Origin of the sequence: Lapidilactobacillus mulanensis, from assembly GCF_003946215.1 — a bacterium.
In the GTDB taxonomy this organism is placed as follows: domain Bacteria; phylum Bacillota; class Bacilli; order Lactobacillales; family Lactobacillaceae; genus Lapidilactobacillus; species Lapidilactobacillus mulanensis.
In genome coordinates this window covers 1-8,585 of sequence record NZ_RHOW01000058.1, presented here as the reverse complement: position 1 = coordinate 8,585, position 8,585 = coordinate 1, and the positions used below count along the sequence as shown (strand labels likewise).

The window sequence follows — 8,585 nt, the reverse complement described above, 5'->3', positions numbered from 1 at the left end:
TGCCGTTCAAGAATGTGCATAAACACTTTAATTATTTGATTGTCCTCTTGACAGGAGCCGAGCCAGTTTGGCTTTTATTCTGTATTACAATTTCTGAACCTTTTCGGACGAATGGCAACACTAGTCATAATACTAGTGTATGAATGTAAAGAGAGCAATATTTGAAAGGATAAGGTTCGTATTGAGAATAAACGCCACAAATGAATTGCACAGGTTGATGAAATGAATCAGTGCCAATAAAAACAGCTAACCAATTAGAGTCGGTTAGCTGTTTTTATCGTTATTTCAATCTTGGTGATAATGCGGCTTGATATTTTTCGATTTTAGCTTGGCTGGCTGCGATACTTTCATCGACGACGCCGAAATACAGTTTGATTTTCGGCTCGGTACCGGATGGGCGAACGGCGATCCAGGTATCATCTGCCAGATAATATTTCAACACGTCGGCAGTCGGCAGCTGTAATTTTTCAACAGTGCCGTCTGCTGCTGTGGTCGTCTGTGCCTGGTAGTCTTCCGTGGATGTGACTGCAACGCCGGCGACTTCTGTCACTGGGTTGGCGCGGAATTCTTTCATGACATTAGCCATCGTTTCTTGACCGGAAATTCCTGGGAAGTCGAAGGAAACCGTCTTCTCTTGGAAATAGCCAAACTTCGCAAACAATTCTTGCAAGCCATCATACATTGTCTTGCCCTGTTCGCGGTAATAAGCCGCAACTTCGGCGAGTAAAACCGACGCCTGCATCGCATCTTTATCGCGAACAAACGACTTGACTAAGTAGCCGTAGCTTTCTTCGAAACCGAAGAGAAAATGACCCTTGCCAGTGGTTTCCATCTGTTCGATCTGTTCACCAATATATTTGAAGCCAGTTAAAACGTTGCGCGTTTCAACGCCATAATTAGCGGCAACCTTAGTCGCAAACTCGCTGGAAACGATCGACTTAACGATGCAACCATCAGCCGGCAATTGATTCGTAGCTTGTTTAGCCGCCAAAATATAATTGACCATCAATGCGGCGATCTGATTACCCGTCAACAGATGATAATTACCATCGGGTTGACGAACCGCCGCGCCTAATCGATCGGCGTCCGGATCAGTCGCGATCAACAAGTCGGCTTTTGTTTCCTTGCCCAATTTTTCCGCCAATTCAAACGTTTGTGGAAATTCGGGATTAGGAAATGGCGTCGTCGCAAATTCGGGATCGAGCACCGCTTGTTCAGGTACAACCGCAACCTTCGTCAAACCAGCCGTGCGGAAAACACGATCGTATAACATTTTACCCGTACCATGAAGGGGCGTATAAACTAACGACAACTCATTGGCCACTTTTTGAATTAATTCAGGACGGATCGTGACCGTCGCTAATTTCGCCAAGTAAGCCTGATCGATATCCTCGCCGATCAACTGCATCAGATCAGCCGCGCGCAATTCAGGCTGCGTCAACGCTTTAACACTAAATAAATCGGTCACTTTTTCAATATAAGCGACGATTTGATTCACTTCTTCTGGTGGCATCTGACCACCATCTGGTCCGTAAATTTTATAACCATTATATTGCTTCGGATTATGGCTAGCAGTGATCATAATGCCCGCATACGTCTGTAAATGACGCACAGTGAACGACAACTCAGGAGTAGGTCTCAGACTATCAAAAACATAACTCTTGATGCCATGAGCGCCTAAAACGCCTGCAGCAGCATAGGCAAATTCCTGTGAGTGATAACGAGAATCATAACTGATCGCCACACCCGCCGCTTTTTGCGTAGCGCCAAGTTGATCCATGAACAGCGCTAAACCTTCAGTCGCCTGACGCACCGTGTAAATATTCATCGCATTGATCCCAGGCTGCATCACCCCGCGCATCCCAGCAGTCCCAAATTCCATCGGCCGCGTAAACGCCTCGACCAATCGATCCTGATCACCAGCCAAAGCAACCAATTCAGCCTTCATATCCGGAGTAAGTTCAGCATCCTGCCACAACTGATAATTCTCTTGCCAACTCATAAAAATCCACCTTTCAAAATTAGAATGCGAAGCAACACGGGTGAAATTGAGGATTAACCAACTAATTCTAAAAATCTGCTTTTAGATTTTTGGAATTAGTTCGTTGACCGGAAATTTCAGTGTTACTGAGCACGTTTCGACTAGAGTGCGAATGACCATGGGTTGAAAGTGAGGATTAACTTCGACTAACACTAAAATCCGCTTTTTGGATTTCAGTGTTAGTCAAGTTAACCGGAACTTTCAATGGTCATGAGCACGTTTCAAAATTAGAGTGCGAAGCGTGACGGGTGCTGTGTAGGATTAAGATAAAATATAAGAGATTCGATCTTTGAATCACTTATATTTTGTCTTAAGCCCTAACAGCAGTCACACTGAGCACGTTTCGACTAATCCACAAAAAAATCCGTCGAAATTCGCGCTTTATCGATTTCAATTTCCCATTTATCTAAAAAATCCACTGACTTCAAATTCAGCCTTGCAAGTTTTATTATAACTGATTTAGCTCATATGAAAAGGAATAATAGCAAATTGCCACTGTTCTTTAACCATAATAAAAACCGCCATCAAACAAACTAAGTTTAGGCAGAAGTTGCGGAAGAAAATAGTGGGATTGCAGTGGTATTTCTGTTAACGAACGGTCTTCGTGAGTTTACAGAAAGGGAAAATGTGAGATCCGGCGATTTTCCGGAGCTCACATTTTAGGCGGAAAACTTTTGGCGCACTTCCAAAAGTTTGGAGCCGTCCCCACAGCAACTTCCCACTATTTTCTGGAGCAACTTCTGCCGAAGGTAAACAAAATTTTACATAAAAAAAATAGAAGCAAGTAACTCACCATACTTCTACTTTTCGCAATTAATTTTTTCCGTTAAACATTCAATATCCACAAGAACCCAATGAAGATGAAGAACAACCCATACATCACCGGCGAAACTTCCTTACCGCGTTTTGCGGCGATCATGGCGATTGGATAAGTGATCATGCCCAAAGCCATCCCGTCGGAAATCGAATAAGTCAGCGGCATCCCGATCACGATCAAGAATGCAGGAATAGCGATTTCTAATTTTGACCAGTCGATCTTGGTCAGGTTTTGTGCCATCAAGACACCGACAATAATCAAGGCTGGCGCGGTAACTTGCGTGGTGACCACGGCCAATAATGGCGAGAAAAACATGCCTAAAATAAAGAATAAACCGGTAAATACGGCCGTCATTCCTGAACGCCCACCAACTGCAATACCCGCTGAAGATTCAACGTACGCACCAACCGGCGAAGTTCCCAAAATCGAACCGGCAAACATGGCTGTTGAATCGGCCATCAAAGCTTTACCCACACGAGGCATTTGATTGTCTTTCATGAAGCCAGCTTGTTGTGCTAAGCCTACTAAAGTTCCGGCAGTATCGAAAAAGGTGACCAATAAAAAGGTTAAAACAACGACGGCTAGTTGCAAACTATTGATCGAGCCAACATGCTTGATTGCCACGCCAAACGTAGGTGCTAAACTAGGCGCGCCAGAAACGATTCGTGTAGGCAAATCGATCATGTGCGTTGCAACGCCGAGAATTGAAGTTAAAATCATCCCAATGAAAATTGCGCCGGGCGTTTTACGGATCATCAAAATCGCCGTGACGATCAATCCAAAAATAGTCAGCCAAGTCGTGCCCACAGTGAGCGAGCCTAAACCAACGACGGTCGATTTATTAGCGACGATCAGTCCACCATCTTGCAAACCGATAAAGGCAATAAACATCCCGATCCCGGCTGAGATCGCGAATTTCAAATCTGAAGGAATTGCGTTAATGATCAATTCACGCAGCTTGAAAACAGTGATCAATAAGAAAATGATCGAAGCCACGAAGACACCGGCTAAAGCCGTCTGCCAAGGAATTTTCATGCCGATAACAACCGTATAAGCAAAAAAGGCATTAATTCCCAGCGCAGGTGCTGATGCGATCGGATATTTCGCCAAGATACCCATAATGAAACAGCCTAATGCGCTGGCCAAAGCCGTCGCGGTAAAGACGGCACCCTTATCCATCCCTGCCGCGCCTAAGACGCTGGGATTGACGAACAGAATATAGCACATGCTGACAAAAGTGGTCAGACCCGCCAACAATTCGCGATGCCAATTGGTTTTTAACTCATCAAACATAAAATACTTCTCTAATTTAGACCCCATGAAATCAAATCCCTTTTCTTTTAATGTTCGTGTTTTTTAAAAATATAACGCAATGTTTATCATATATCAGCTTGTGTGTTTTGTAAAGACAAACATTAATCAAAAAGTTGTGCCGTGATCGTTTATTTAATTTTGTCAAAAAAAACGTGAGACAGGTGCGTCTCACGTTTCGATTTAAATGATTGATCACCAGGCATAGGCTTGAGGTGCTGCGCCACCGGGTCCTGGAAAAATCTCATCTAGTTTTTCTAACACATCTGGCGTCAACTTAATATCTAACACATGCAGCGTGCTTTCCAATTGTTCAAGCGTTCTTGGCCCAATGATCGGCGCGGTGATGGCCGGATTCTGCAAAATCCACGCTAAGGCCACATCGGATTGCTTTTCCCCAATTTCCTGACAAAGATCGGCATAACACTGCAACTGTGTTTGCTCCCTTTTATCTAAAGAATCCGCCTGCTCAACCCGACGACCAACTTTACCGGTCGGATCCAAGGCATGCTCAGCCAACAAGCCCCCATCCAGCGGGCTCCACACGGTCACACCCATGCCCAATTCTTGCGCAGCTGGCAAAACCTCCAGTTCAGGCAAACGGCACAACAAACTATACTTATGTTGCTCGCTCACCAAGCCTAAAAAGTGGCGCTTATCCGCAGCCGCCTTCGCATAAGCCAAATAGCGCGCACCAAAGTTACTCGAACCGACATAATAAACTTTGCCCTGTGCAATCACGTTCTCAAAAGCACCGTAAATTTCGTCCCAATCAATTGTCGGATCGATGTGATGCATTTGATAGAGCTCCACATGATCGGTCTGTAAACGCCGCAGAGAGCCCTCCAAATGCCGATAAATTTTGTACGCAGAAATTCCCCGCTCCGAATTCGGACCATCGAGCGGATCCTTCATATCGCTATAAACTTTGGTCGCTAAAACAACCTTCTCGCGGCGACCATTCCCCTGCGCAAACCAACGCCCAATAATTTCTTCCTTCCGACCATGATGCGCCGCACCGCCATAAACATCGGCAGTGTCGAAAAAATTGATCCCGGCATCCAACGCGTGATCCATGATTGCAAAAGCTTCCTGCTCATCAGTCCGCGGGCCAAAATTCATAGTGCCTAAACACAAGCGACTGACTTTCAATCCAGTTCTACCTAAATTTGTATATTCCATGATAACCAAACCTCCTCAAATTATAAAACGTTCACAATAATAGAATACAACATTGGTGGGCGCCATAAAAATATTTGAACCAAATAAATAGCCTGTATCACAAATTGAGATTGCGATACAGACTGGGGGATACTATTTTAAGTGTTACAGGTGGTATCTTGTAACCCACGACTCTAGTTTTGAACGCTTATTTCGCGTGTCGTAGGATTTAATTTGGTTCCGTCAGAACGCTCCAGAAAATAGTTGCGCCTCGCTGTGGGGATTGCGTTTAAAATTCCTAGCTGATTCTTAAAGGCTTTGTTTACGCGAGGTAAGATTTTATTCGGTTCCGTCAGAACGCTCCAGAAAATAGTTGCGCCTCGCTGTGGGGATGACTTCAAGCCTTTTGAAAACCACAAAAGTCTTGAAGATCACCCTTGTTCTAGCGGGACTATAGTTTTGCGGAGAACTGCATTGTTGGTCAACTTATCCGAGACCATTTAATAAATTATTTGGTCCCGCAAGAACAATTTCACTGCGAGTCGCAACTTTTTCTTCCGCGTTCTGACTCATCTTGGCAGTTTTATAGTGGTTGCTCTAGTTAACGTCTAGTCCTGTGCAACTAATTTGTGCCGCAACTGTTTTTTTGTAGAGGACGAAAGGCGGACTTGATTATCGTTCCGACTTTTTAGAAGAACTATTCAGGGTAAAGGCTACAGTGTTAATCACATTTGCGGAACCCTGTTATTCCGATTTTAGCCTAAACGAAAAAGGTTTAGGCAGAAGTTGCGGAAGAAAATAGTGGGATTGCAGTGGTATTTCTGTTAACGAACGGTCTTTGTGAGTTTACAGAAAGGGAAAATATGAGATCCGGTGTTTTTCCGGAGCTCATATTTTAGGCGGAAGAATTTCCGGTCTTTGGAAATCCTGCAGCCGTCCCCACAGCAATTTCCCACTATTTTCTGGAGCAACTTCTGCCGAAGGTAGATTAAAACTTTAAATTACTTCAATTAAGCCGGAAAAAACTCCACAACAAACATACGACCTTTTAGAAAAATCTATTCAGAGTAAAGGCAACAATGTTAATCAAGTTTCAGGAACCCTGTTATTCCAATCCTAACCTAACCAAAATAAGTTTAGGCAGAAGTTGCGGAAGAAAATAGTGGGATTGCAGTGGTATTTCTGTTAACGAACGGTCTTTGTGAGTTTACAGAAAGGGAAAATATGAGATCCGGTGTTTTTCCGGAGCTCATATTTTAGGCGGAAGAATTTCCGGTCTTTGGAAATCCTGCAGCCGTCCCCACAGCAATTTCCCACTATTTTCTGGAGCAACTTCTGCCGAAGGTAGATTAAAACTTTAAATTACTTCAATTAAGCCGGAAAAAACTCCACAACAAACATACGACCTTTTAGAAAAATCTATTCAGAGTAAAGGCAACAATGTTAATCAAGTTTCAGGAACCCTGTTATTCCAATCCTAACCTAACCAAAATAAGTTTAGGCAGAAGTTGCGGAAGAAAATAGTGGGATTGCAGTGGTATTTCTGTTAACGAACGGTCTTTGTGAGTTTACAGAAAGGGAAAATATGAGATCCGGTGTTTTTCCGGAGCTCACATTTTAGGCGGAAGAATTTCCGGTCTATGGAAATCCTGCAGCCGTCCCCACAGCAACCTCCCACTATTTTCTGGAGCAACTTCTGCCGAAGGTAGACCAGCATTTCTCATCTCACAAAGTTTTTTACAATTCAATCAACTGATCATGCTCATTAAAATAATTCTTATAAGCCGCGTAACCCGCAATGATCGACCCCAAACTCGTCGTCGACATCAGCATAAACGTCACCATGATCTGATATTTAATCGCGTACACAGGATCGACACCGGCGAAAATCAACCCAGACATCATCCCCGGCAGACTCACCAACCCCACCGTTTTGGCGGAATCGATCGTCGGTTGCATTGCCGTTTTAATACTTGCGCGCAAAATCGGTAGCGCCGCTAATTTGTTATCGGCACCTAAGGCCAATTTTTCCAGAACTTGTTGGCGTTGATCATGGAACTGTTGATTCATATTGCGGTAACACAACCCGATCGCCACCATTGAATTGCTGGCGATCATCCCCGAAATCGGAATGATCTGCGCTGGCACAAATTTGATCGCGCGCGCCAACACCAAGACGCCCATTGTGACGTAGGTGCTGACCAGAATCGCCAGCAACGAATCCCAATAGCGTTTGTGCGGATTAGGATCGCGTTTGTAAGCATTCCACGCGGCATTGAGGACAATGAAAAAGCTCATCAATCCCGTCAACACCACGTTGTTCACGCGGAAAATATATTTCAACAAATAACCGACGATCACCAACTGAACGACGGCGCGCGCAATACTATAAAAAATATCTTTCGTTAACGTTAATTTTTCTCTCTGACTGATCACCACCGCAACCAGTACCAATGCAAACGCGAATACTAAAGAAAGATTATTAACCGATAACTGCTTCATCTTGAAGTTGCCCTGCTTTCAACCAAATTATTTTAGACGCCTTCCGCAAAATATCACTATCATGAGTCACCATCAAGATCGTCACGCCCTGTTCGTGAACGTGATCGATCAATTTTTCGACGATTTCTTTGCTCTCTTGATCTAAGCCGACCGTGACTTCATCGAGCAATAAGATTTTTGGTAAAAATAACAAGTTGCGGATCAAAGCGACTCGTTGTTTCTCACCACCAGATAATTCGGTGATATTTTTATCGATATAGGCTTCCGGTAAATCGACCAACCGTAAATATTGGCTCACCAATTCATTGTCAAACTCGGCGTGGCGAATAATAAACGGAAATTCCACGTTATCGCGCACGGTCCGACCAAATAACGCCGGCTGCTGGAAGCAATAGGAAACTTCCTGCCGATATTTCGTCACCGCTTCGTCCGCTTGGGGTTGATTTTCAAATAAGATCAGCCCACTCGTTGGCGTCAATAATGTCGAGATCAACATTAACAACGTACTTTTGCCGCCGCCAGATGGTCCACTGATCGTCAAAAAATCACCCTGATCGATCGTTAAATTAAGGTGATCGATGATCGTTTGCCCGCGCGGCGCATAGCTAACGTCCTGTAAGTCTAAAATTGCCATGCTATAACATCCCCCAAAATGATAATATGACTAATATATAGCGCTTTTTTAGGAGAGTGTCAAGAATTTTGTGTAAATGAGTAACTCTTATTTGCATGATTAAATGACCAATTTCAAAA

At 43.9% G+C, this 8,585-nt stretch carries 5 protein-coding genes; all 5 read right to left on the bottom strand.

All coding sequences use genetic code 11. The features are described from left to right. Positions 1-280: 280 nt before the first annotated feature. Positions 281-2,002, bottom strand: a complete 1,722-nt coding sequence (locus EKM67_RS09945) for a phospho-sugar mutase (RefSeq protein ID WP_125578851.1) — start codon at positions 2,000-2,002, stop codon at positions 281-283. A gap of 865 nt (positions 2,003-2,867) precedes the next feature. After that, the gene (locus tag EKM67_RS09940; RefSeq protein WP_125578850.1) at positions 2,868-4,178 is read right to left on the bottom strand and encodes an NCS2 family permease; all 1,311 of its coding nucleotides are present in this window, start codon (positions 4,176-4,178) and stop codon (positions 2,868-2,870) included. Positions 4,179-4,364: 186 nt separating this feature from the next. After that, positions 4,365-5,351 (bottom strand): aldo/keto reductase, encoded by a 987-nt coding sequence (locus EKM67_RS09935; RefSeq protein ID WP_125578849.1) that lies wholly within the window; start codon positions 5,349-5,351, stop codon positions 4,365-4,367. A 1,716-nt stretch (positions 5,352-7,067) separates the two neighbouring features. Next, positions 7,068-7,832: an ABC transporter permease gene (locus EKM67_RS09930; RefSeq protein ID WP_125578848.1), complete on the bottom strand. Its 765-nt coding sequence runs from the start codon at positions 7,830-7,832 to the stop codon at positions 7,068-7,070. Next, entirely contained in the window at positions 7,813-8,466 is a 654-nt protein-coding gene (locus tag EKM67_RS09925; RefSeq protein ID WP_125578847.1) for an ABC transporter ATP-binding protein, read from the bottom strand. The genes EKM67_RS09930 and EKM67_RS09925 overlap by 20 nt, the downstream gene beginning before the upstream one ends. Positions 8,467-8,585 lie beyond the last annotated feature (119 nt).

Bases quoted from the DNA above. Each gene is read 5' to 3' on its own strand.
- EKM67_RS09940 (WP_125578850.1), bottom strand. From the start codon at position 4,178: ATGGGGTCTAAATTAGAGAAGTATTTTATGTTTGATGAGTTAAAAACC.
- EKM67_RS09935 (WP_125578849.1), bottom strand. From the start codon at position 5,351: ATGGAATATACAAATTTAGGTAGAACTGGATTGAAAGTCAGTCGCTTG.
- EKM67_RS09925 (WP_125578847.1), bottom strand. From the start codon at position 8,466: ATGGCAATTTTAGACTTACAGGACGTTAGCTATGCGCCGCGCGGGCAA.
- EKM67_RS09930 (WP_125578848.1), bottom strand. From the start codon at position 7,832: ATGAAGCAGTTATCGGTTAATAATCTTTCTTTAGTATTCGCGTTTGCA.
- EKM67_RS09945 (WP_125578851.1), bottom strand. From the start codon at position 2,002: ATGAGTTGGCAAGAGAATTATCAGTTGTGGCAGGATGCTGAACTTACT.